Origin of the sequence: Dyadobacter diqingensis, assembly GCF_024220585.1 — a bacterium.
GTDB lineage: Bacteria > Bacteroidota > Bacteroidia > Cytophagales > Spirosomataceae > Dyadobacter > Dyadobacter diqingensis.
Map to the genome: position 1 here is coordinate 185,305 of NZ_JAMXKF010000001.1, position 23,286 is coordinate 208,590.

Consider the following 23,286-nt stretch of genomic DNA (forward strand, 5'->3'; position numbering starts at 1 on the left):
TTATAAAAAAGTGGGAGCCTAACATCGTTCCAATGTAAGCTCCCAACAGTATAGGAAATTGCTATGACAATCAGTACCGCATTACTTCAACCAATCCGCCAACAACTCCTCATACCCATCCAGAAACTTACGATAAGCCCTTTCCAGTTGTGGCAGGGCTTCGGAAAGCGTACTGGTGTCGTCTGACTTCAAACGCCACTCAGCATCTTTGGCAATTTCGGCGACCTGCGAGACACCAACTGTCCCGGCGCTTCCTTTTAAAGTATGCAGGTTACTTTTTACTGTCGGGATATCGCCCTGCGCATAAGCAGCAACGGCACCGTCGACCAATTCATTGGATTCCATGACAAAATCCTCAAAAACAGAAAAGACCAGATCAGCACCGCCGATTGCCTTTAACTGATCTATAATTTCCCGGTCCAGAACAGGCAGAGAAACCTCCTGCGCAATTTCCTTTTGTTTCAGTCCCAGTTTACGGCCCTCAACATTTCCGATAAGCTCTTTCACTTTCCAGATCAAATGCTGTGCACGAATCGGTTTGGCGATGTAATCATCCATACCCTGGCTCAAAAAACGATCGCGATCCTCTTTCATCGAATAAGCCGTCATGGCAACGATCGGAGAAGTCAATCCCGGGTATCGTTTTTTAAGTTCCTGGGTCGTTTCAACACCGTCCATATCCGGCATCTGGATATCCATAAAAATGATATCATAGTTTTCGCCCAGCGCATTTATTTTATTATCGACCTTTTCAAGTGCGACAAAACCGCTGTCCGCCAGATCCACAAAACAACCCGATTTTTTCAGAATTTCATTGGCAACCTTTCTGTTTACCGCGTTATCATCAACCAAAAGGATCACCGGATGAAAATCCGAGAAAACATTTTCAATTGGAATCTCCTCCATCTGACTTCCCGAACTGGCCTGCGCAATGGAAGTGCTCTTGGTTTCAAAAGTAAACCAGAATGTACTCCCCTCACCTATCGTTGATTCAACGCCAATTTCTCCGTTCATCAGCTCGCACAGCTGCTTGGATATCGCTAATCCCAGACCGGTTCCGCCAAAGGATTTCCGCGACGAATTATCAAGCTGCGTGAATGACGTAAACAAAATCTGTTTGTCAATCGCGCTGATACCGATACCCGAATCCTGGACTTCTACCTTAATTTTGTAGGTCTTCCCATCTTTTTTAACCAAAGAAAGGAAAATCTTCACGGCACCTCGTTCCGTGAATTTCAGCGCGTTGGAAGTAAGATTGGATAAAATCTGCAATAACCGTGTCTGATCCGCAATGATAAACTGCGGAAGATCTGCCGCGATATGATAAGTTAGTTCATTCCCCTTATTTTTAGCCGTTTGCCCGAATAATGAAACGAGCTTCACCAGCAATTCATCAAGTGCAATCGGTGACTCATGCAGCACCATTTTCCCAGCCTCAATTTTGGAAAGATCCAGAATGTCGTTGAGGATATCCAGCAAAGTTTCAGAAGAGCGTTTGATCGTCAAAACGTAATCTCGCTGCTCGGGATTTAACTGCGTTTCACCCAGCAGGTCAATCATCCCGATCACTCCGTTCATCGGCGTCCTGATTTCATGGCTCATGTTAGCCAGGAAGCCTTCTTTCACTTTCAGCGAATGCTCGGCATGCTCCTTGGCTTTCAGCAGCTCCTGCTCATTACGTTTCAGCTCTGTGATGTCCCTGGCCAGTACTGCCACTTCCATCGCCTTGCCTTTGTCATTGGTAAACATCAGCATGTTCACCATAAACTGACGCTCGGTGCCATCTTTCCGGCTCAGGCTAATTTCAAAGTTTCGCAGACTCTTCGTTTTCCGAAGACGTATCAGCGCCGAATGTATCTTCTTTTTATCCTTAAAATAATCCGTAATTTGTTTTCCGATCACCTCGTCAGGCATATACCCCATGCGTTTGAACACCGACTGGCTGATCATGGAAATACGTCCCTGGCGATCAATACGGCAATAAATATCCTGCAAGTTTTCAAAAATCCCACGGAATAATTCTTCGCTGTGCCGCAGCGACAGTTCAGCTTCCTTACGTCTGGTAATATCCCTGGCAATACCCGAAACTTCCTCAATCACCCCGTTGGAATATTGAATCGGGTTCAGATAAAATTCCAGCCACATTTCGCCACCATCCCGCTTATCGATTTTAAATTCAAAATATTGCGCCTCGCCGCGTAATGCCTGGCGGTATTTGGTATCCAGCGTTCTTCTGTTTTTCTGGCCAACCAGCCGCCAGCCGAATTTTTCAGCACTTACCTGCAACGTCGGGCGGACACCCACCTGACTTTCGATCAGATCAGCATAGTTGAGATTGAATGAGGTAAGCTGCAAGCTTTTGTTAACCGACCATATCAAATGAGAACTGCTATCGAAAATCGCATTCAGACGTGCAGCATACTTACTTAATTCTTCCTCACTTTGTTTCCGGGCAATCGCAAGCGCCACCTGACCGGAAATAAATTCCAGTAATTCCAGATCACGGGCGTCAAACATATTGGCATCATCGTACGATTTTACCCCGATAATACCCGTAACCCTGTCGCCGATCCGCAACGGCACGCACAACAGCAATTTTGGCGTCACACCATAGAGGTGTAAACTGTTGGTTTTTGCCAGCCTCTCAATATCCGCGTCGTAAAGAAACAGTGGTTTATTGGATGCAATCGCGTATTCCGTAACCCCGTTACCCAGCCGCCGTTTCGTAAAACGTACGTTTCCTTTGAAATACTGATCTACATAATAGGGGAAATACAAATAACTTTTACTCTGATCGTAGAGCGCGATAAAGAAGTTTTTAACGTCAATTATTTTTCCTAATTCCTCGTGGATCGTATGGTAAAAATCATCAAGGTTCTGGGTATTTACCGTCCAGTTGGCAATGCTGTAATAAAGATTCTGCGCTTTTTCAGCCCGTATTTTTTCGGTATAATCATTTAAAATGCAACGGAACGCCGTCGGTTTCCCGTTATCAAAACGGCAGTTCACACTACCACCTACAAAGACTTTTTTGCCTTCCTTGCTCAAAAAAACCGCTTCAAAAGTAGGGTTCCCTTTTCCTTCACGAATCAGTTCAAGCTGATTAATTGCCTCTTCACGATGCTGTGGATGCAAAATATCCTGCATGGTCATCGAAGCAATTTCATCCAGACGGTACCCTAATACCTCACGCCACGCCTTGTTAACGAAAATGAACTTTCCGTCTACCGCGACTAACTGGATAAGGTCACTCGTATTATCAACCAGATCCTGAAGCTGTGCATTGGATTTGGTAATAGACGACTCCATCCTGCGTTTCCGGGTGATGTCATCCCCAACCAGCGTGATGTAAACAATCTTGTCATCATCATTTTGAATCAATACCGAATTGATAGAAAAAGTACGCAACGTTCCTTTCTGGGCAAGAAACGGCACTTCACGTTGTTCCAGTTTTCGCTTTCCTTCAATCCCCTCTTCCAGCATCTGGCTTATTTCATCTTCCTCATCTTTCGGAACCAGCCTGTTAAAAATACTTTCTCCAATTAAATCAGATTCAAGCCACCCTGTTTTCTTTAACGCATATGGACTTATCGCACGAATGATGAAATCAGGTGTGAAAGTTATCCCTATCAAATTTAAGTGCTGTAATGTGGCATGTATTGACTGCCAGTCAGTCAGCGACGATATCATTTCCATAATTTGCCGGAAACCGTATTTTTAAGATTACTTCATATTCTTTATTCGATAAATCTACGAATTAAGACGTAATTTTGATCCGTGAAAATAAATTATAAAAATCAGAACGATTCGAAAGTTCGTGCCAAAAAACATTTGGGACAACATTTCCTGAAAGACATGAATATCGCCAACAAGATCGTGGACGGTCTTACCGGTCATGGCGGATATAATAAAGTATTGGAAATTGGTCCGGGAATGGGTGTGCTCACGCAGTTTTTGCTGCAAAAATCCTCATACAGTACCTATGTTATCGAAATAGACACCGAATCGGTTGTTTATTTAAAGAAACATTATGAAGAGCTGACGCCCCGGATTATTGAAGGTGATTTTCTGAAATACAATACGGCCGAGGTATTCCCTGAGCCTTTTGCAATCATCGGAAATTTCCCTTACAATATATCTTCGCAGATTTTTTTCAAGGTTCTGGAAATGCCCGACCGGATCCCTGAGGTAGTTTGCATGCTACAAAAGGAAGTTGCGCAGCGTATTGCCTCTCCTCCGGGAAACAAGGATTACGGAATTTTGAGTGTGTTACTTCAGGCTTATTACGATATCAGCTATCTGGTTTCGGTACCTCCGGGTGCCTTTGATCCACCCCCGAAAGTACAATCCGGTGTGATCCGTTTGTCAAGAAATGATACCAAGTCGCTGCCCTGTGACGAAAAATTATTTTTCCGGGTGGTGAAAACGGCTTTTAACCAAAGGCGAAAGACACTCAGAAACGCGCTAAAACCTATTGGTGAGTTTCCGGAGCTTCCTTTACTGACCAAACGTGCGGAACAACTAAGCGTTGCCCAGTTTGTTGAACTGACAATCCTTGCGGAAGAAATAATTAAAGCAAACAGCGGGAAAATATCCTGAAAATCAGATCGTTTTTAACAGGTTCCAGCCGAATAAATACTATTGAAACTACTTTATCTCATTGTAATACCCCTTTGCCAGTAAAGATTTATGAATTTTGAGTTAACCAAAGAATACGTTGAACTTGTTCAGGAACTGATCGTCACTGAAAAGCCCCAGGCCATTCGCACTGAAATGGCTGAGCTTTTCCCTGCGGATATTACCGGCTTGTTATACGAATTGGAAACCTCAGAAGCCAGATATCTGATCAGTCAGCTGGATACGGCCCTTGGCGCGGAGATACTCGCGGCCATGGATCCGGGTGAGCGGCGGGAGTTTTTAAAGGCATTTACATCCGAAGAGATTTCAAGTTATGTTAACCTTTTTGATTCGGATGACGCCGTGGATTTGCTCAATGAGCAGCCAATACGCGTTCGAGAGGAAGTTATTGCTTTGCTCGAAGACAGGGAACAGGCGCGTTTCATCCTGGATCTGCTGCATTATGATGAAGATGTTGCAGGTGGTTTGATGCAGAAAGAATTGGTAAAAGCCAGTGTCAGCTGGACGGTAAATCAATGTATTGAAGAGCTCAGAAAACAGGCCGAAGACGTAGAAAAAGTATATTCCGTTTATGTAATCGACGATAACGGAATTTTGCTTGGGCTGCTGTCTTTGAAAAAAATCGTACTGGCCAATAAGGATACAAAAATCGAAAGGCTGTATGATAAGGACGTCATTTTTGTAGAAACCTACCGCCCCGCCGAGGAAGTCGCTGAACTCATGCAGCGTTATGACCTTGATGCACTGCCGGTTGTCAATGTACAGGGAAAACTTTTGGGCCGGATCACCATCGATGACGTTATTGACGTAATCACCGAACAAGCCAACTCCGATACCCTGGCCATGGCCGGTATTACGGGCGACGTGGAAGAAGATGATACGATCTGGCAGCAGACAAAGGCCCGTTTGCCATGGTTGCTGGTGGGTATGATGGGAGGAATTCTGGCTGCGAAATTTATCAGTTTCTTCGAAGGCGATTTGAAAATAATCCCCGCCATGGCCGCTTTTATTCCGATCATCGGGTCAACGGGCGGAAATGTCGGGATACAGACGTCTTCAATTATTCTTCAAAGTATTGCCGATAAAACCGGGCTCGATATCAATGTCTGGCAGCGGCTTATCCGCATGTTTTCAATTGCACTGATCAACGGGCTGATCATCAGCGGTATCGTTTTTGGTTTTAATCTTTTGATAGGGAATGAAGTACAGCTGGCAATGGTGGTGTCAGCGGCCCTGTTATCGGTTGTCTTCCTTGCTTCCTTTATGGGAACCGTCACACCGATTTTATTGGATAAAATAGGCATTAACCCTGCCGTTGCTTCGGGTCCGTTTATTACAACGGCCAATGACCTGATCGGTTACGGCGTATATTTTGGTCTGGCTCACCTGCTTTTAAACCTGTAAAAACGAAAGACTTTACCGGTTTAACATTCGCTTAAACTGATTGGGATATTAACCGCCAGGCCGCCTTCGGAAGTTTCCTTGTACCGGAAATTCATATCCAGGGCTGTTTCCCACATCGTTTTGACTACATTATCCAAAGAGACTTTTGCGTTTTCAGGATTACTTTGCATGGCAAGCTGGGAGGCAGTAATGGCTTTGATAGCACCCATCGTATTTCTTTCGATGCATGGGATCTGCACCAGCCCACCGACAGGATCGCATGTCATACCCAGATGATGCTCCATGGCAATTTCCGCTGCCATCATACACTGCTCCACGGTGCCGCCCGAAACCTCAGTAAGGCCAGCCGCCGCCATAGCTGACGACACCCCGATTTCTGCCTGACAACCACCCATGGCCGCAGAAATCGTCGCACCCTTTTTAAAGATGCATCCGACCTCACTGGCCGTCAGCAGAAACTTTATAATATCGTTTTCGGTGCCGTTGCAAAACAAAAGGTAGTATTGAAGAACGGCCGGAATCACACCCGCAGCGCCATTTGTCGGAGCCGTTACAACTCTGCTGAATGAAGCATTTTCTTCATTAACCGCCAATGCAAAACAGCTGAGCCAATCCAGCGTGTACTTAAAACCATTGCCACTGGACCGAATGGCTATTATCCATTCTTCATAACCATCGTAGGCTCTTCCGTTCAAAAGCTTTTGGTTTAAGGCTGCTGCGCGTCTTTTCACCTGTAATCCTCCCGCAAGAATACCTTCATTGTGACAGCCCTGAAAAATGCTTTCTTTCATAACCTCCCAAATATTGAGCAAGTCATGTCTTATCTGCGCCTCATTTCTCCATATTTTTTCATTTTCAAAAATAATATCAGAAATGACCATACCCGTTTTCCGGTGCCATTCCAGTAAATCAGATGCACGGTCAACAGGAAACGGGAGTTTTACACAGGGAATGCTGATCTCTTCCTTACTTTCCTCTCTGATCACAAAACCGCCGCCGACAGAATAATATGTTTCACTCACCGGTGCATTTCCGACAAGCTCTGCTACAAAAGTTAAGGCGTTGGGATGAAAAGGAAGGGACTCCTGCATTTGAAAGAGGATGCAGGAACGTGGATTGAAATCGATCTCCTTTTGATTATTGAGCAGCAACTTATTGGATTCTAAAATCCCGGATTTTATATTATCAATCTGCTTCGTGTCCATTGTCACGGGATCGTAACCACACAGTCCCAGCTGAACAGCCAGATCCGTCCCATGTCCCTTACCAGTTTTGGCAAGAGAACCAAACAGATACACTTTTACGGAAATAACCTGCTCGTAGCTACTTACACTTTCCAGCAGTTTCAAAAACATCTGGGCGGCCCGCCATGGACCGAGCGTATGCGAGCTGGATGGTCCCACGCCAATTTTGAAGATGTCGAAAACCGAAATCCTTTCTTCCTTCACCACTGGCTTCCCGGTATTTTGTTTATCTGACACTAGCATGGACTGAAATATTAAAAGGTTTGGTTATCGCGCTTTCACAATAATACAACCCAATGTATAACGTTTCAATACGCTCAGGATTATTTCCTGTTAATTTCGATTTTGAAATAAAATTTACTGAAATGCATTCCTGTTTAATTTATTGTTATTTTGCCGGCCGCATATTTTAATCTTTAACAGGAAAAAATTCCTGAATACTATTTCATTTCATAATTCATGATTGCAGTAATCCAGCGCGTAAGTGAAGCATCCGTTACAATAGAAGGAAAAGTTGAAGGCAAAATTGACACCGGGTTTATGGTACTGCTCGGCATAACGCACACCGATACACAGGAAGACGTTGAATGGCTGGGCCGGAAAATAATCGGGATGCGTATTTTCGGAGATGATGAAGGGAAAATGAATCTCGATATAAAATCGGTTCACGGAAATATTCTTCTGATCAGCCAGTTTACGCTGCACGCCAACACAAAAAAGGGAAACCGCCCCTCTTTTATCGAAGCAGCCAGACCGGAAATAGCCATACCTTTATATGAACAAATGATTGCGTTCCTTGGAAAGGAATTGGGCGCACCAATCCAGTGCGGCATTTTTGGCGCAGACATGAAGGTTGCGTTATTAAACGACGGCCCTGTTACGATCATCATTGACTCTAAAAACAGAATTTAACATACCTTATCATGACTATTGAAGAAGCACAGCAACAAGTTGATAGCTGGATAAAAACATACGGCGTACGCTATTTTTCAGAGCTTACCAACATGGCAATCCTGACCGAAGAAGTGGGTGAAGTGGCCAGAATCATGTCAAGAACTTATGGTGATCAGTCCTTCAAAAAAACGGATCTGGACAAAGATCTTGGCGATGAGATGGCAGACGTGCTCTGGGTACTGATCTGCCTCGCAAACCAGACAGGAATTAATCTTACCGAAGCGTTTGAAAAAAACCTGGCAAAGAAAACCGAGCGGGACAAGGACCGGCATAAAGCCAATGAAAAATTAAAATCTTAAACCCATTGAAAACCCGGTTAAGCCGGGTTTCATATAAAACCCTACATGTTTCCGTTTTTGATTCATAATCTGGTTGTAAGTCACTATCGCTTTTCTTTTTTCTTCCGAACCAAGAACTGATTTGACTATCCCAGCAACGATCAATGCACCACCACCGATAACTAAAACAAAAGTCGCGGGATTCTCCTTTTCTTCCGTTCTTGTCCCAAAAGAGTTGTTGAGAGACTCAGCTAATCCAACAATTCCTCCGACAAACAAAAATGCGCCCCCACCAGCCACCAATCCTGCACCTATTTTCTGACTTCGTCTGCCATTTTTGTACTGGCAATAGGCGCTGGAATCTGCGCGACCAAGACGATCGAGAATTTCGATTGTTTTCAAATTCCTGCCGTGAATACTGTATTTGCCAAATTGCCGTTCAATATTGGGATACAATGGCGCAATTTCATGCTCCATTTTCGGCTCATCAACCGACTGCGCTTGCACGGTACTGTATACGAGTGAAAAGGCTGTGGAACATTTGAGGAGTGTGTAGAAAATCCTGTTCATTTTTCACAAAGGAGGTTAAATTACGAGGACATAAAAAAAGGCCCATCGAAAGATGGGCCTAATATATTACATATCAAGTAATAACCTCATTGGATCTTCAAGTAATTGTTTTACCCGAACCAGGAAGCTCACTGAATCTTTTCCATCAATTGTACGGTGGTCATAAGAAAGAGCCAGGTACATAATCGGACGAACTACGATTTCACCGTTTACTACCACAGCGCGTTCAACGATATTATGCATGCCCAAAATCGCAGACTGAGGTGCATTGATAATCGGGGTTGAAAGCATAGAACCAAAAGTTCCGCCGTTGGTGATGGTGAAAGTTCCGCCAGACATTTCGTCAAGGCCTAACTTCCCGTCACGGGCACGTACCGCCAAACGAACGATTTCCTTTTCAATGGCTGAGAAAGAAAGATCTTCCGCATTTCTGATCACAGGAACTACCAAACCGCGAGGCGTAGAAACTGCGATAGAAATATCAGCGTAGTCGTTATAAACCAATTCCTCGCCGTCAATGTATGCATTCACAACCGGGAAATCTTTCAAAGCAACCGTAACGGCTTTTACAAAGAATGACATAAAGCCCAAACCAACCTCATGTTTCTCCTTGAACTTGTCTTTGAATTTATTACGAAGATCCATTACCGGCTTCATATCAACTTCATTGAAAGTTGTAAGCATAGCCGTTTCACTTTTCACAGCTACAAGACGTCTTGCGATTGTTCTGCGAAGTGAAGACATTTTTTCGCGACGCTGACCACGCTCACCAGGAGCTGCCGCTTTCGCAGGCGCTGACGGAGCCGCTGGTTTCGCTGCCGGAGCAGGAGCCGCAGCTGGTTTAGCACCGGCTTTCAATGCGTCGTCCTTCATAATTCTTCCACCTGAGCCAGAACCGTTGACATCCTTAGGATCAATTCCTTTTTCTGCCAGAATTTTAGCTGCAACCGGAGAAGTATGCTTTTCTGTATATCCTTTATCCGCCTCGGCCGCTGCCGTTGGAGCAGGAGCCGCCGCTGGTGCCGAAGCGCCAGTTGATGCACCTACCTCAATCGTACAAATTACAGCACCGATTGCCAGTGTATCACCTTCTTTACCTACAATTTTCAGCGTACCAACTGCCTCAGAAGGAAGTTCGAAAGTCGCTTTATCAGATTCAAGCTCACAAAGAATTTCATCCAGTTCAACGTGATCTCCATCTTTTTTGCTCCATGAAGCAATTGTTACCTCTGTGATTGACTCACCAACCGCAGGCACTTTCATTTCATAAATTTTGCCGGCAGCCGGAGCAGATGCAACGGGTGCAGCCGCAGGCGCTTTTTCTTCAACTTTTTCAGGAGCTGGTGCTGGTGCTGCCGCAGCAGCCGGAGCCTTAGCAGCCGAACCGTTTCCGGAAGGATCGATCGTCGCGATCAGATCTCCGATATTCAGCGTATCACCTTCCTGTGCTTTAATATGCAAAACACCTTCTGATTCCGCAGTCAGTTCAAATGTTGCTTTATCTGAATCCAATCCGCAAATTACCTCATCCAATTTCACAAAATCCCCATCATTCTTGAACCAGTTTCCTATCGTAACCTCAGTAATTGACTCGCCTACCGGCGGTACTTTTATCTCAATTTCAGCCATTTTATCAGCAATATGATGAACGAATTATGTCTTTTATAACTAGTTGAATACCTATTCAAATGCCCTGCGAATAATTTCCGCCTGCTCCTGTGCATGGATTTTGGCAAATCCTGTCGATGGCGACGCACTTGAACGACGGGCAATTACTTCCAATGGTTTGCTTCCATTGTACATACGAAGCATGAAAGTCCAGCCACCCATGTTAAAAGGCTCTTCCTGCACCCAAAATACTTTCGCATTTTCATAAAGTGCAAGATGTTCGTCTATTTGTTTTTGCGGGAAAGGATGCATTTGTTCCAAACGAATGATAGCAACATCATCTCGTTTATCCTTTTGCTGTCTTTCATACAATTCATAATACAGTTTACCTGTACACAACAACACTTTTGTCACCTTTTTAGGATCAACAAAACTGTCTCCGATCGTCTCCTTAAATGTTCCTGTCGTAAGGTCTTCAAGCGGCGATACGCAAAGCGGATGTCTTAACATCGACTTCGGTGACATCACGATCAAAGGCTTACGGAACGGGAATTTCAACTGACGACGCATCAAGTGGAAGAAGTTAGCCGGCGTGGTCACGTTTGCAACAATGATGTTGTAATCCGCTGCCAATTGCAGGTAACGTTCCGGACGCGCATTGGAGTGTTCCGGGCCCTGGCCTTCGTATCCGTGCGGAAGAAGCATCACAAGTCCGGTCCAGCGATCCCATTTCGTTTCACTTGAAGAAACAAACTGGTCAATAATTACCTGCGCACCATTGGCAAAATCACCAAACTGAGCTTCCCAGATAACCAATGCATTCGGGTTTGCCATCGAATATCCGAACTCGAAACCAAGCACGGCGTATTCCGACAATAGTGAGTTATAGATCATGAAAGGCCCTTGTCCTTCCTGAATGTGCTCTAAATTACTGTAAGAATAATTCGTTTCAACATCATGCAAAACCGCATGACGGTGAGAGAAAGTACCACGCTGAACATCCTGTCCGCTTAAACGAACAATATTTCCTTCTGTTAAAATTGAACCGTAAGCAAGCAACTCAGCAGTTGCCCAGTTTACTTCCTTCTTCTCAAAAATCATTTGCTCACGATCTTTCAGAAGTTTGTCAATTTGTTTCAGTCTCTGGAAACCTTCCGGCGTATTGATGATGGCCTTTCCAACTTTTTCAAGTACTTCAAGCGCAACACCTGTCTCAGGAGATTTTTCAAAATCTACCGGGGTAGACTTCCTGAGCGTATGCCATTCCTGTTCAAGTTTTGGCAAAACATAAGGCAATGCTTTTTGTTTTACCATGTCAAGACGCTCCTGAAGCAGGGTCTTGAACTCTTTATCCATATTGGCTGCCAGCTGGGCATCCACATCACCACGATCCGCCAGCGTTTTCTGATAGATCTCACGCGGGTTCTGGTGATTTTCAATTGATTTGTAAAGAACCGGCTGTGTAAACTTAGGTTCATCTGCTTCGTTATGGCCATGACGACGATAGCAAACCATGTCGATGAAGATATCCTTGTTGAATTTCTGACGATATTCAACTGCCAGTCGCATACAGAATACAACCGCCTCAGGATCATCACCGTTTACGTGAAGAACCGGTGCATCAACGATTTTAGCAACATCCGTACAGTAGATACTTGAACGTGCATCAACAAAATCAGTTGTAAATCCAACCTGGTTATTGATCACGAAATGGATCGTACCACCTGTGTAATATCCGTTCAGACCAGACATCTGAGTCACTTCATACACAATCCCCTGACCTGCTACCGCTGCATCTCCGTGAATAACCACAGGAAGCACACGGTCATAATCAGACTCGTACATACCGTCAGCTCGCGCGCGGATATACCCTTCAACAACCGGATTTACCGCCTCAAGGTGAGACGGGTTCGGTGCCAGTTTCAAATGAACCTGGTTCCCATTTTCAGCAGTGATCTGGCTCGCATAACCCATGTGGTATTTCACATCGCCATCCCCCCAAACCTGATCAGGCAGGTTACCTTCAAATTCATTGAAGATCTGTCCGTAGGTTTTCTGCATCACATTGGCCAACACGTTCAGACGACCGCGGTGAGCCATTCCGATCATAACCTCAACCACACCCATTTCCGCAGCTTTGTTGATCATTGCGTCAAGGGCTGGTATCGTCGTTTCTCCACCTTCCAGCGAGAAACGTTTCTGACCAAGATATTTGGTATGAAGGAAGTTTTCGAAAACAACCGCCTCATTCAACTTCGAAAGAATATGTTTTTTCTCATCGATAGAGAAAGACATGTTCAGCGCTTCTTTCTCTATTTTTTTCCGCAACCAGTTTTTTTGCTCGCGGTCACGGATATAGAGATATTCAAATCCGATATTTCCTGAATATATCGTTTTTAATGAATCTACAATTTCACGCAGCGTTGCAGGGCGTCCAAAAACTTCGGCGCCTGCTTCAAATACAGAATCCAGATCCTCAACTCCAAGATTAAAATCGCTCAGTTCCAATTGTGGCTTGCGGTCTTTTCTCTTCTGGATCGGATTGGTGGTAGCCAGTAAGTGTCCTCTTGAACGGTATCCACGAATTAAGTGAACCACCTCCATTTCCTTTCGGATCTGAGCTGCGTCCACCTTACCGGCAGATGCTACCTCCTTTCCATTACTGGTACCATTGGCATGTCCATTGCCGTTGGCAGGGTACTTTTGATAAAAATCAAACCCTTCAAAAAACTTTTGCCAACCTTCGTCTACGGAGGTTGAATCTTGCTTATAGGAATTGTATAATTCCTCTATGTAAGCGGCGTCGGAATTTGCTATATATGTGTATTTATCCATCACAAATGTGATTATTTCATTTACCCCGCAAAGTTACGAGACTTATGTAAACAAAACGCAAAAAATCTCCTTTTTACTAAACATCAAAGTAGATATTCCTGTATTGTTTGTCTCAATACTTTTGGAACCCATTCGGGTTTGGAACAAACTTCAACATTAGTTCGTGAATTCCTTTGGGTCCGGTGCCCACTGCATTAAATTGCTCGATTTGCTTCGTACTATAAAAATACCCAAGCCTGACATTCCGCCCAACCATCGCTTCGGCCGATAATTGTAAATAATTAATATTCGAACCTCCGTAAGAATACCCGCCGCCGGCATGGTAAGTTGCTCCAACTCCTACCTTTTCATTAAACCAGACACGGCCACCCACATCGAACCTTAGTTTGTAATCTTTTTCCTGTGCAAAGAGCAGATTGGGTAAAAGCTTCACATCGTCAGCAAGATCATAACTGCCGCCCACCATCAGATATAAAGGGCGGCGATAATAAAAAGAGATCTGCTGCATGCCGAAACTTTGCGACAGCAGCTCAGGCTTGGAAAGTCCGACATAAAAATTTTCAGAACGAAGCCAGGCACCGATACCTACACTTCCCAAAGCCCTGTTGTTGCTGTTCAAAGAAGAGCCTACATCAAAAACCGGAAGCAGGTTAATACCTCCCTGGCCGCCTAACCCCAGTTTCCATTTATCAGAAATGGACAGATGGTAAGCAAAAGAAGCAGAGAAACCAGTGGTCGTAAAATAACTTGTCTGGTCATTCAAGGCCTGAAAACCAACCCCGAATTTGCCGTTTCCAAAGGTACCGTCAGCTGCAAAAGTCTGGCTGGTTGGAGAATTTTGAATCGTAAACCATTTGCGGCGAAAAATAGCCGTCATGTTAAATACTTCTCTGACACCGGTGAAGGCCGGGTTGATAGCCATCGGATTTTGCAAATACTGTTCATACAAAACCTCTCTTTGCGCAAAAGTCTTACCGGTGCTGACCCCAAATAATGCAATCACGGCAATTAAGGATAAAATGCGGCTTTGGAAACTTGTCATCATTATCAATCGTAGGGAATAAGTTTGGCACTATGACAAAAAAATGGCACGAGAATAACTCTCCTGCCATTTGTAATCTATTAAATTCGTTATTTTTCAACCATTACTTAAAAATCATAACCCAAAGTTACATAAGGAATAGGTTTGTTTGTATATCCATTATCAACACCCCAGGCGTAGTCGAATTTCACATAAATACCGAAAACCGTGGTGCGCGCGCCAATTCCGTAACCCATCAGATATGGATTTTTGTAATTGGTTACCGTTGCCTTCCATGGTTCTTCTACGCTACCGATGATTTCTGTATTCAAACTACTGTTTTCGCTGAACGGTCCTTTGCCCGTCCATGCTGTACCAATGTCACCAAAGCCTACGATCTGGAAGTTGCGCAATGTACTTGATGTAATAGCGCCGCGGTACAGATATTTGATCAGCGGAATACGAAGCTCGGCATTCAACAACATATAACTCGTACCGGACATACGGTTCAGGTTAAATCCACGCAGATTGGTTGCGAAGTCGGTGAAGAAAATATCTCTGTTGTCCTTGCTGAAATCCAACGCATTTACACCCGTAGTGCGGGAATCCTTTTTGTTACCAATCCAGTTTTCCATCCCGCCCATTACACTTTGTTTGGCAGCTTTACCTCCCGAATGGCTCATAGCAACGCGTGTTGCGAAGATCAGGTCACGGTGGATTTTTTGATAATGTCTCAAATCCAGACTGATGCGATTAAAGCTTTCGTTGCTGTTGGATAAGCCCAGATAGCTGTCATAACGTATTTTGAAACGGGTTCCCTGCATCATGTTCATGCCGGTTTTGCTCGTATTGTCAAAAACAAATTCCGTTCTCAATCCGCCATAATTCGATTTCAGGTCAGGGTTTGACAGAATCAGGTCAATCATCCGGGTTGAAGTAAACATCGGCGAAACGGTAAATCTGCTCGTCGTTGAGAACGGATAAGACGCTGAAATCATCACCTGATTAAAACGGTATTTCTGAGGTGCAACTTCCGAATCGATATACAATGCCTTTCTGTCAACCCGCACACCGAAATCAATGCGGTGGACATTATTATTGTATTCGGCAAAAAGATCGCTGTTTCTGAAATTCGATGAAATAAACAATCCCGCTTTGATCACGTGATTTTCCAGCAGATCATTCATCGAAATCGACTGCGCATAGCCAAACCCCCTGATCGGGTCGATGCGCCAGTCAGAACTTGCATCGTTGGTAATAAATAACCCTTTGTAGTTATAAGGACCTTTGATGGCAATGTTTTCGCGGGTTGCCCGGGTTCTGCTCAAAGTACCAGGTGAAGAAGGGAAAGTCCCTCTTCTCTGACGCGATTCAAATGTTTTTAAAACATCTTCATCAAACTGATAATTATCTGTATCAACCTCACCCTCTTTTAAAGCCAGTTTGGGTGCTTCCGTTTTCACGGGCGCTTTCACCGAATCAGGTTTTGCAGCAGCGGCTGCAGGCTTCGCACCGTCACCACCAACAATATCACCCTTCAGCAAAGATGGCGTATCCAAAGACGCACTTCCGTCAAAACCATTTTTAAAGGCGGCCGTGTTGTAGCCATCATTAAGATAGGTGTAGGCAATAGCCCCTCCTGATTTCAGCGTGATATCTGCATTTCTGATACTCTGAATATAATTGGTTACCTGCGTGCTCGTATTGGAAGCCCTGTTGTATTTGAAAACATTGCTTACACCTTTTGCATTGGACAGGTAATAAACATCATTGTCATCTGCATAAACCGGTGCTACTTTCACCTTGGGATCCGCGGGAGTTAATCTTGCCAACGTTTCAGCACGCGGAGAACCATCATGTTCAAACACCGATAAGCCAGCAGAAAGTGTTTTGAAATTGCCTTTGTCAACGCCTAATGAATCAGTCGGGCGGTTGGAGGCAAAAACAACTTTTCTGGAAGAACCCTGAACAAACCTTGGAGACACATCATCGTACAAGTCATTGGTTAAGGCAATCAGGGAAGTACGTGATACACTGACCAGGAATAAATCATTTTGCCCGTTCTTGTCGGCACTTACCACCAGCATCGTTCCATCTGTTGAAATATCCATATCGCTGATCTGATCCAGTCCGCGGATATTCCTTTTCAATTTTATCTTGATTTTCTTGGAATCCAGATTTTCGTACAGATAAAAATTCTGACGGCCATTTTCAGAGGCCAGAATCGCGAGCGTATTATTTCTTGACCAGCCTAAAAGCGGTGGCTGCGTTTTCATTCGTCCGCCGATGATATCAAGTTTACCCTGGCGGATTATTTTTTTAGACCCTGATTCACTGTTGAAAAGATAAACCCGATAACGTCCGTTTTTGATCTCACTCACAGCAGTCCATTTTTTATCCGGAGAGATTTTAATGGCTGCGTTGGCATCATTTGCCGTCAGCTCGTTTAATTTATATTTCCAGGCTGGTTTTGGATCCGTGTAAAACTGCTCTGCTTTTTTGTTAATGTTCAGATAATAAGCGCGCCAGTCTCTCAAAAAGCGGTTATAAGAAGGAACACCCAGTGTACTGGTAATACTGGTCTGCTCGGTGCGGATGATCCGGGTCAGGTTAAGAATATCGGAAATTTTATCTTTTCCGTAGCGTTCAGCAATATAATTCCAGATCGAATGGCCAATCAGCGCTGCGTCATTTCCAGTCAGTAAAGTCGGTTTTCTTACATTTCGGTTTTTCAGAAAATCGCGCATGTAATCGTTAAGCTCGGGTGACCAGCCTTCCGAAATATAAGCTGCCGCACCTGACATAAACCATTCCGGAACTGTAAGTAAAAGCGAGCTTTGAAGCGCTTCCTTCATATTTCCACCATAGAGCATATCGTATACAAACAGTAAACTGATGTCCTTCACAAGTTTCTTTTTGAAACCGATCTGATCGCCAGTGTAAGCAACCTCTACACGAGACTGGCCCAGATCAAGTTTTTTATCTTCAAGATTCTCGAAAGTCGACAAGCCCATATTACTTTGTTCAAGTTCCTGAGGGGAATTGTACAGGAAAATTTTCACGCGGCTGTAAGGCGTCCAACCCAAAACATCTGTAATTTTATCAAACTCACTTTCAGCATATTGCGCCGTAAGCTTGGCCAATGCTGTACCTCCCTGGTAGTGATAGATCTCAAAATTGGTCGTTCTGAAAATCTTCCAGTTAAAGGTTTTGTATTGCACACGGTTTTTTCCGAATACCTCCTGAGAAGGATAACGTTGTGCAGTTGTTTCCACGCTCGCAAAAAGAAGCGCAAAAAAAGTACCTGATAGGGTTAGCTTGTGTATAATTTTTATTCTCATTTTTCTGCTGCTTACTTCAACGGAAATATAACGAAAAATACCTCTTAATATTCACTGTTTCATTCAATTCTTTATCCATTTCAAGATATTCTGTAAACTGGTTCGCAAAAAAAGGTGCAAGTGTGACGCCCTTTGTACCAAGACCATTAAAAATACCTACCCTTGGATGCTCGGGATGGATCCCCACCATTGGCCTGCGGTCGTGCGAGGAAGGCCGGATGCCAGCCAGCTGACCGGTAATGGTATACGGCACTTTCAATAAAGGTTTCAGTTTACCTTCCAGCTCCTGCGCCGCCGCTTCCGTGGTTTCCCAATCCAGGGGGTCCCATGAATAAGTTGCCCCTACCCTGCAACGCGAACCGGAAATGGGTAAAATAAAAATCCCCTGATTTACGATCTGATCCCCAGCCGCTGGAATATCCACTTCCAGAATCTGCCCTTTCACCGGCGTAAACGGAAGCCAGCTAAACCAGTCATTATCCCTTGCATTGAACCCCTGACAAAGAATAACCTTATCAAAGCCAAAATCTTTCCAGCCGACACGCTCCTCAGAAACGACCAGATCAGCGACATCGAAGGAGGATTCTATATATTGACTGATACTTTCGAAATAGTCACGGCTTTTGTCCAGTAATAAAGGAAGATCAACCCAACCCGAGCGGATTACTTCCATTCCGCCAAAGGGCGCATGGACATGTTCGGGAATATTTTGCTGCTCCGAAGTCGGCCTGATATATTTTGAGATTCCCGCATCTGCGGTTTGGGCCAAATATGAATTTTGCTCTTCAATCGAGCGGAATGGCCTGAAAATAGATGCCTGGTGCAAAACTTTTACACCGAGTTTTTCCTGCACTCTTCCATAAAATTGCTGGGCATAAGGAAACAGATCGTCTGCCAGCCAGGTTTTAACAAGCTTTTTACCCGTTAACGGATTAAAAATTCCTGCGGCAACTTTTGAAGAAGAGGGCAGGGACGAATCATTGACCAGTAACACCTTTTTACCCGCCTCATGTAAATGCCAGGCCAGCGAGGTGCCAGCGATACCTTGTCCTACAATGAGATAATCATAAAACTTATCAGAGCTTGCTGTCATGAAATGTTATTTATTTTCACGACCACGAAGTACCAAACCTATTTGTTCATCGGCCAGCCGCACAACCATTTCCACCTGCTCATCAAGCGTCATCATGGAGTTATCGATATAAACCGCATCCTCTGCTTGTCTTAACGGACTTTCGGCGCGGGTTGTATCGATATGATCACGCATTTTTAAATTTTCAGCAATTTCCGCCAGACCGATCAGCTCACCTTTTGCCAGCAGTTCTAGCTGACGGCGTTGCGCACGGATCATCGGATCGGCGGTCATAAATATTTTCAGTTCAGCCTGCGGAAAAACCACGGTACCAATATCACGGCCGTCCATGACAAGCCCCTTGCTTTTTCCCATGCGCTGCTGCTGGGCAACCAGTGCATGGCGTACGTCTCCAATGGCACTGACCGTGCTGACCTGCTCGGAAACATACATTTTACGGATTTCATCTTCCACATTAAGGCCATTCAGATAGGTATCATTGGTACCTTTCTCCTTATGGCGGCGAAATGTAATATGGATATCGCTTAACGCTTTCTGAATTTCTTTCGGATTGGAAATCGAGATATGATTTTGAAGGAAAAATAATGTCACTGCGCGATACATAGCTCCTGTATCTATGTAGGCGTAATTCAGCTGCTGGGCAACCTGCTTGGCAGTTGTGCTTTTCCCACAGCTTGAATATCCATCAATCGCAACAATTATTTTCGGCATACTTTCAAGGTTTAATATCTGGCCGGATTACCCGGCCAGGATCTAAAATGCAAAATACTAATATCTGCAAAAGTATAAGAAAGTAAGCGGGAGACGAACTTTTTTATATACTTACTTGAAAACAGCCTCGGTCACATTTTATAACTAATTCTCCACTAAAAAGATAACCATGCTCCGGGCTCCATGCGCACCAATCACCAGCGACTGCTCGATGTCGGCTGTTTTGGAAGGACCGGCGATAAAGCAGCCCCAGCCTGTTGTATCCAAAAGCCTTTTGTAGGCATCGTGCATGTTGTTGACCAATGCATTTCTCGGAATAACAAAAGCAAGATTCTGCGTAATGAAAGGCAAAACCCGATGTTGCAAGTGACGATCAGAAATCCATACCGCACCATTTTCTGCCACGCCGAACTCAGCCTGCAAAATCGCAATTTCAATCATTTCAAGCTCATGAGGATCCTGAACCTGCAAACTGAAATCAGCCCAGGAAGATAAAGCCTCAACGGTTGTCGCTTTGTTGACAACACCTGCGTACATCTCCTCTACTTTTTCTTTGAGTTCATCCAGCGAACCCACCACAATCACCTCAGTATAAATAGCCTGTAAAATCTCTTTAAATTTCACTTCCGTATTTTCATAACCGCTTTCAAAAGTATAATGCAGCGGTAACGCAGTTTCGGAAGGTTTGTTCAGCTTAACCTGCTGAAGAATTTTCTCACGTGAGCTCATGATTTTCTTATCCTAAATTATTTGCGGTTTCTGACGTACCAATCCCTGAAACTTTCTTTTGGCGGCTCGGGCATTTCGCGTTGTTTGTACCAGGGGTTCAACGAATTGTTTACCATAAATGGCAGCGTTCGCATCACAGAGCGCCCAAGCCTGCCCGACCACTGATAGAACCGTGGCTGGGAAAGCACCATCGACATGGCTTTAATCCCGATTTCCTTGGCCTGCGGAACATGCCCACCCTGCACCAAAACCTGTCTCCATTTGTAGAGCTGGTCATGAATGTCAATTTTCACAGGACAAACATTCGAGCAGCTTCCGCAAAGTGTACTGGCAAAAGGAAGATCCGCGTTTTTGGTCATATCCAGGTTTGGCGCCAGAATCGACCCGATTGGACCAGCCACTGCATTATGATAACTATGCCCTCCGCTTCTGCGGTAAACCGGACAGGTATTCATGCAGGCGCCGCAGCGGATACATTTCAGTGAATTGCGGAAATCAGCACGCCCCAGCTGGGTACTTCTGCCGTTATCGACAATAACCAAATGCATTTCCTGCCCCTGGCGCGGTGTCTTGAAATGGCTGCTATAAGTAGTGATCGGCTGCCCTGTTGCACTTCTGGCAAGCAATCTTAAAAAAACGCCCAGATGTGCCTGCAACGGAATAATTTTCTCAAAACCCATGCAGGCGATGTGTACGTCGGCCAGGTGCGCGCCCATATCGGCATTTCCTTCGTTGGTACACACAACAAATGCACCTGTTTCGGCAACCGCGAAATTCACGCCGGTAAGGGCTGCTCTTCGGGTAAGAAACTTATCCCGTAAATGCTGACGTGCGGCTTCGGTCAGATATTGCGGATCTGTCGCTCCGGCATCTGTTCCCAAATGTTCATGGAAAAGATCGCCAATATCTTTCTTCTTTAAATGTATAGCAGGCAACACGATATGACTCGGAGGCTCCTGACGGAGCTGAACAATCCTTTCTCCAAGATCGGTATCAATAACCTCGATACCATTTTGAGAAAGAAATTCATTCATATGACATTCCTCAGTAAGCATCGACTTGCTTTTAACCATCTTGTCAACCTTGCGTTGCTTCAGAATAGCCAGGACAATTTCGTTATGCTCCTTTGCATCAGCCGCCCAATGTACATGCACACCATTAGCTTTTGCGTTTTTTTCAAAAGTTTCAAGCAGATCGTCCATATGAGAAAGCACATAGTGCTTTATCTGTGAAGCAGTTTCCCGAAGCTCTTCCCATTCAGGCAGCAGTTTCGAAGAAATATCCCGCTTTTTGCGCACGAACCACAGGGTTTCGTCATGCCAGTCTACATAGGATTCGTCTTTATTGAAGGTCTCTGAGGCCTCGGCATGTTCAATTACAGCTTTCGACATGGTTTGTTAACAAATAGATAATAGTATTTTTTAAAGAATCTCAATTGCACTTTTCACATTCATTGTATTATTCCAAGTTTGATAATTGTTAAATAAACAACTTTTTACAAATCGAGAAAAAGCTATTTTACTGTATTGCAATATGTTGTAATTTTGATTCAACAAAGTTTTTTGATCGGGGCATCAGAGTCTGATCAAAGTTTTATTTAACTTTTTTTAGACGCAATTAAATTTTCACTCCTATGAAAACCAAAAACACTCTCTTTTCAGCTGCCTTGATTGGTATGCTTATATCAGGTTCAGCATTTACTTCTAATGCACAAACCGCCATCGCAACTGCGGACAAAACTGAGTCAACAAATAACAAGTTGAACGTTCTGCAAGTTAAACCTATGCAATTCCGAGTTTCCTATAATAATGCACAAGCAAACACTGTAATCGTACGTATTCTGGACACAGACAAAAATGTTCTTTTTTCAGAAAACAAACGTGCTGAGGCAAGCTATGTGAAATATTTCGATCTTTCGACGCTTTTGGACGGTACTTATACCTTCGAAATTACGGACGGAAAAGAGAAGTCTTCACAAACGTTTGATATCTTGACAAAAACGAGCCGTGTCGTTTCTTCAATCAACTAACGACTGAGGCTTCTCAGATTCTGGATTCCGTAAACTTTGTAAAATGCCGGTGCTCAATGATTGGGTACCGGTATTTGTTTTATAGCACTGTTCAGGATTTCGGCAATGTGTTTAACCTGAACCGCAGAATTTTTTCGTTTCAAAATACCTTCCAAATGAAGCAGACAGCTCATGTCTGATCCCGTAATGTATTCGGCGTTGTGACGGATATGGTCAGCAACCCTGTCTTTTCCCATTTTCACAGAAACGGCTTCTTCACTCACACAAAACGTCCCGCCAAAACCGCAGCATTCATCTTTTCTGTCAAGGTCAACCAGTTCCAGCCCGTGCACTTTCTTTAACAAATTCTCAGGTTTGTTATAAGGAGCCGCGTTCAGTTCCGACATTTGCGAAAGATGAAGTCCGCGCTGCCCATGACAGCCCTGGTGCAAACCAACACGATGCGGAAAGTCTGCCGCGATTTCTTCAATTTTCAATACATCGGTAATAAACTCAATAAGCTCATAGACTTTCCTGCGAACCTTTTGGGACTCTTCCGGGCGGTTTTCCAACTTTAAATGATCTTTGATATGCAGCACGCAACTTCCCGAAGGAGACACCACGTAGTCAAATTCTGCAAATGAATCGTAAAACAAGTTGTTGCAATCCTTGGTCAGATGCTCAAATCCGGAGTTTGCCATTGGCTGTCCGCAGCAGGTCTGATTTAATGGAAAACCGACTTTACAACCCAGTTTTTCCAATAATTCCAGCGTTGCAATGCCAACCTGCGGATAAAACTGATCTACGTAACAAGGAATAAATAATCCGATTTTCAAATGTGAATAATCCATA

Annotated in this window: 17 protein-coding genes; 5 read left to right on the forward strand and 12 right to left on the reverse strand. The window is 44.2% G+C overall.

Annotated features, from left to right (window positions below):
* Positions 1–81 precede the first annotated feature (81 nt).
* Entirely contained in the window at positions 82–3,696 is a 3,615-nt protein-coding gene (locus M1L62_RS00750) for a PAS domain S-box protein (protein WP_254411089.1), read from the reverse strand.
* A gap of 87 nt (positions 3,697–3,783) precedes the next feature.
* Between M1L62_RS00750 and rsmA the strand changes: the two genes are divergently transcribed.
* Both rsmA and mgtE read left to right on the forward strand, forming a co-directional pair.
* Entirely contained in the window at positions 3,784–4,599 is an 816-nt protein-coding gene (gene rsmA, locus M1L62_RS00755) for a 16S rRNA (adenine(1518)-N(6)/adenine(1519)-N(6))-dimethyltransferase RsmA (RefSeq protein ID WP_254412048.1), read from the forward strand.
* Positions 4,600–4,689: 90 nt separating this feature from the next.
* Positions 4,690–6,042: a magnesium transporter gene (mgtE, locus tag M1L62_RS00760; RefSeq protein WP_254411090.1), complete on the forward strand. Its 1,353-nt coding sequence runs from the start codon at positions 4,690–4,692 to the stop codon at positions 6,040–6,042.
* A gap of 20 nt (positions 6,043–6,062) precedes the next feature.
* Here the strand turns inward: mgtE and M1L62_RS00765 are convergent, their stop codons facing one another.
* On the reverse strand, positions 6,063–7,529 hold the full coding sequence (locus M1L62_RS00765; protein ID WP_254411091.1) for an L-serine ammonia-lyase: 1,467 nt from the start codon (positions 7,527–7,529) through the stop codon (positions 6,063–6,065).
* A 216-nt stretch (positions 7,530–7,745) separates the two neighbouring features.
* Between M1L62_RS00765 and dtd the strand changes: the two genes are divergently transcribed.
* Entirely contained in the window at positions 7,746–8,198 is a 453-nt protein-coding gene (gene dtd / locus M1L62_RS00770; RefSeq protein WP_254411092.1) for a D-aminoacyl-tRNA deacylase, read from the forward strand.
* 11 nt (positions 8,199–8,209) lie between these two features.
* Complete coding sequence (locus M1L62_RS00775; protein ID WP_254411093.1) at positions 8,210–8,539, forward strand: nucleotide pyrophosphohydrolase; 330 nt, start codon at positions 8,210–8,212, stop codon at positions 8,537–8,539.
* Here M1L62_RS00775 and M1L62_RS00780 read toward each other — a convergent pair.
* The 9 genes from M1L62_RS00780 to M1L62_RS00820 all read right to left on the reverse strand — a co-directional run bounded on the left by M1L62_RS00780 (position 8,528) and on the right by M1L62_RS00820 (position 21,817).
* The gene (locus M1L62_RS00780; protein WP_254411094.1) at positions 8,528–9,088 is read right to left on the reverse strand and encodes a hypothetical protein; all 561 of its coding nucleotides are present in this window, start codon (positions 9,086–9,088) and stop codon (positions 8,528–8,530) included. The genes M1L62_RS00775 and M1L62_RS00780 overlap by 12 nt on opposite strands.
* Positions 9,089–9,154: 66 nt before the next feature.
* The gene (gene odhB / locus M1L62_RS00785) at positions 9,155–10,717 is read right to left on the reverse strand and encodes a 2-oxoglutarate dehydrogenase complex dihydrolipoyllysine-residue succinyltransferase (RefSeq protein ID WP_254411095.1); all 1,563 of its coding nucleotides are present in this window, start codon (positions 10,715–10,717) and stop codon (positions 9,155–9,157) included.
* Positions 10,718–10,768: 51 nt separating this feature from the next.
* A complete protein-coding gene (locus M1L62_RS00790; protein WP_254411096.1) occupies positions 10,769–13,531 on the reverse strand; it encodes a 2-oxoglutarate dehydrogenase E1 component in 2,763 nt (920 codons plus the stop codon).
* Between the two features lie 112 nt (positions 13,532–13,643).
* Positions 13,644–14,534, reverse strand: a complete 891-nt coding sequence (locus M1L62_RS00795; RefSeq protein WP_254411097.1) for a PorP/SprF family type IX secretion system membrane protein — start codon at positions 14,532–14,534, stop codon at positions 13,644–13,646.
* A 146-nt stretch (positions 14,535–14,680) separates the two neighbouring features.
* On the reverse strand, positions 14,681–17,893 hold the full coding sequence (locus tag M1L62_RS00800; protein ID WP_254411098.1) for a hypothetical protein: 3,213 nt from the start codon (positions 17,891–17,893) through the stop codon (positions 14,681–14,683).
* 16 nt (positions 17,894–17,909) lie between these two features.
* Positions 17,910–18,986, reverse strand: coding sequence for an NAD(P)/FAD-dependent oxidoreductase (locus M1L62_RS00805; RefSeq protein ID WP_254411099.1), 1,077 nt, complete (start codon positions 18,984–18,986; stop codon positions 17,910–17,912).
* Positions 18,987–18,992: 6 nt separating this feature from the next.
* Positions 18,993–19,697 carry a (d)CMP kinase gene (gene cmk, locus M1L62_RS00810; RefSeq protein ID WP_254411100.1) on the reverse strand — a complete coding sequence of 235 codons (705 nt, stop codon included), beginning with the start codon at positions 19,695–19,697 and terminating at the stop codon, positions 18,993–18,995.
* A gap of 144 nt (positions 19,698–19,841) precedes the next feature.
* Positions 19,842–20,426 carry a LutC/YkgG family protein gene (locus M1L62_RS00815; protein ID WP_254411101.1) on the reverse strand — a complete coding sequence of 195 codons (585 nt, stop codon included), beginning with the start codon at positions 20,424–20,426 and terminating at the stop codon, positions 19,842–19,844.
* A 17-nt stretch (positions 20,427–20,443) separates the two neighbouring features.
* Positions 20,444–21,817, reverse strand: coding sequence for a lactate utilization protein B (locus M1L62_RS00820; protein ID WP_254411102.1), 1,374 nt, complete (start codon positions 21,815–21,817; stop codon positions 20,444–20,446).
* 242 nt (positions 21,818–22,059) lie between these two features.
* On the opposite strand from M1L62_RS00820, the gene M1L62_RS00825 reads away from it, so the two are divergent.
* On the forward strand, positions 22,060–22,455 hold the full coding sequence (locus M1L62_RS00825; RefSeq protein WP_254411103.1) for a hypothetical protein: 396 nt from the start codon (positions 22,060–22,062) through the stop codon (positions 22,453–22,455).
* Between the two features lie 53 nt (positions 22,456–22,508).
* On the opposite strand, the gene M1L62_RS00830 is transcribed toward M1L62_RS00825, so the two are convergent.
* Positions 22,509–23,285 (reverse strand): (Fe-S)-binding protein, encoded by a 777-nt coding sequence (locus M1L62_RS00830; protein ID WP_254411104.1) that lies wholly within the window; start codon positions 23,283–23,285, stop codon positions 22,509–22,511.
* Position 23,286: the final 1 nt, after the last annotated feature.

Coding starts and splice junctions, on each gene's coding strand:
- M1L62_RS00805 (WP_254411099.1), bottom strand. CDS start 18,986: ATGACAGCAAGCTCTGATAAGTTTTATGATTATCTCATTGTAGGACAA.
- M1L62_RS00780 (WP_254411094.1), bottom strand. CDS start 9,088: ATGAACAGGATTTTCTACACACTCCTCAAATGTTCCACAGCCTTTTCA.
- M1L62_RS00825 (WP_254411103.1), top strand. CDS start 22,060: ATGAAAACCAAAAACACTCTCTTTTCAGCTGCCTTGATTGGTATGCTT.
- M1L62_RS00830 (WP_254411104.1), bottom strand. CDS start 23,285: ATGGATTATTCACATTTGAAAATCGGATTATTTATTCCTTGTTACGTA.
- M1L62_RS00775 (WP_254411093.1), top strand. CDS start 8,210: ATGACTATTGAAGAAGCACAGCAACAAGTTGATAGCTGGATAAAAACA.
- M1L62_RS00790 (WP_254411096.1), bottom strand. CDS start 13,531: ATGGATAAATACACATATATAGCAAATTCCGACGCCGCTTACATAGAG.
- M1L62_RS00750 (WP_254411089.1), bottom strand. CDS start 3,696: ATGGAAATGATATCGTCGCTGACTGACTGGCAGTCAATACATGCCACA.
- odhB (WP_254411095.1), bottom strand. CDS start 10,717: ATGGCTGAAATTGAGATAAAAGTACCGCCGGTAGGCGAGTCAATTACT.
- M1L62_RS00765 (WP_254411091.1), bottom strand. CDS start 7,529: ATGCTAGTGTCAGATAAACAAAATACCGGGAAGCCAGTGGTGAAGGAA.
- dtd (WP_254411092.1), top strand. CDS start 7,746: ATGATTGCAGTAATCCAGCGCGTAAGTGAAGCATCCGTTACAATAGAA.
- M1L62_RS00815 (WP_254411101.1), bottom strand. CDS start 20,426: ATGAGCTCACGTGAGAAAATTCTTCAGCAGGTTAAGCTGAACAAACCT.
- cmk (WP_254411100.1), bottom strand. CDS start 19,697: ATGCCGAAAATAATTGTTGCGATTGATGGATATTCAAGCTGTGGGAAA.
- M1L62_RS00800 (WP_254411098.1), bottom strand. CDS start 17,893: ATGAGAATAAAAATTATACACAAGCTAACCCTATCAGGTACTTTTTTT.
- mgtE (WP_254411090.1), top strand. CDS start 4,690: ATGAATTTTGAGTTAACCAAAGAATACGTTGAACTTGTTCAGGAACTG.
- M1L62_RS00820 (WP_254411102.1), bottom strand. CDS start 21,817: ATGTCGAAAGCTGTAATTGAACATGCCGAGGCCTCAGAGACCTTCAAT.